Here is a 1,423-nt window from a genome sequence, read left to right on the forward strand (position 1 = left end):
GCCGAGCTCACCAAGCCGCCGCACAGAAAGCGTACATCAAATCTAAATCACAACTGTAATGCTAGGCTGGCCGTACTGCGCAGCGACACAACGCGGCCCGCATAACCTGCCGGAACGCTGTAACGATTGCGATCCAGCATCGCCAGACATGTACTGGAGACCCGCAGCATATGTTCCACATAACCATCGAACACCGCGGTAACGGGGCGCAAAAAAGATTGCTCTTGAGCAAAGCAGTCCGCGATATTGCGCTCCGGCGTCACTGGATGTTTGCGCAGCGCTAACTCACCGCAGCGCGTGGCCAGCCAGTCGTTCAGAGCATCGAAGCTCGCAAAGCGTGCCAGCGGCGTGAAGAGCCATTCGCGCACATTGCCCACTTGGTTCTCGATCTGCCCTTTCTCCCAACCCGAGGCCGGCGTGCAGGCAACGGGCTCGAACAGATAATGATTGGCCAGAACCATGAACCGGCGGTTGAACAGCCGTTCCTTGCCCGTGAAGATCGTTTCAACCACAGCCTTGAGATTATCGTAAATCATGCGCTGGGGCACGCCGCCGAAGAAAGCAAACGCGCGATTATGAGCATCAAAAACCATCTCCTGGGTCTCCCGTGGATAGGCCACGACGAACATCTGGCGGCTGAAGGCCAGACGGAAATGAGCAACCTTGATGACCTGCATCACGCCATTGAGCTCGACATGCTCATGGCTCCAATCGAACTGGCATGCCTCACCGGGCAGAAAGCTCATCGGAACAAAGGCTTGCGTGAGCGCCACTCCAAATTTGCCCGCCTTCCAGGCGCGCACAAATCGCTGTACCCCATCATAGGCGCCCTGGTAGCCCTCAGTTTGCAAGCCCTCAAACAAACGCCGCGCCGTGCGCCGCTGACGTTTTGGCAGATGCCGTTCGACCCGCAGCCAGTCCTCCAGAAGCGAGGCAAACGCCCCAAGCATGGGAGCCGGCTGTCGCGCTCGGCGATAAACCGCCGTAGACGCGCTCCGGCAATGCTTGCGCACCGTGGGGCGCGATAGGTTCAGGTCACGGGCAATCGAGCTCACGCTCTCCTTACTGACCAATCGACGACGACGAATTTCAGCAATCACATCCATATTCAGCACCCCAGATTCTCCGACATAAGCGACGGAGGATGACACATCCCAGGGTGGAAACTATTGGACGCTGTTTACCCCAAGAATCTGGAAACTTTTGCACGCTGTTTTACAGTCAACCAACCCAGCCAATATCTGTGGTTGAGTATGGCCAAGGCGTGTGGCGTGAAGGGGCGACGGGATTCGGCTGCGGCCATGAGCTTGTGGAGCGGAGCGGAAGTCACAGGGGGGGGATTAGTTGGGCAGGCAATGGTAATCCCCCCTGCCATTAAGGGGATTGATAAGTAGAATTTTCTCGGCATTTTACGCGAGGAGAT

General features: G+C 57.1%; 1 protein-coding gene. It reads right to left on the minus strand.

Features of this window, described 5'->3' with window-relative positions; genetic code table 11:
• Nucleotides 1-47: 47 nt before the first annotated feature.
• The gene (gene istA / locus QQJ84_RS16825; RefSeq protein ID WP_284259473.1) at nt 48-1,106 is read right to left on the minus strand and encodes an IS21 family transposase; all 1,059 of its coding nucleotides are present in this window, start codon (nt 1,104-1,106) and stop codon (nt 48-50) included.
• Between the last annotated feature and the right edge of the window lie 317 nt (nt 1,107-1,423).

It is taken from the genome of Acidocella aquatica, from assembly GCF_030160635.1.
Classification (GTDB): Bacteria; Pseudomonadota; Alphaproteobacteria; order Acetobacterales; family Acetobacteraceae; genus Acidocella; species Acidocella aquatica.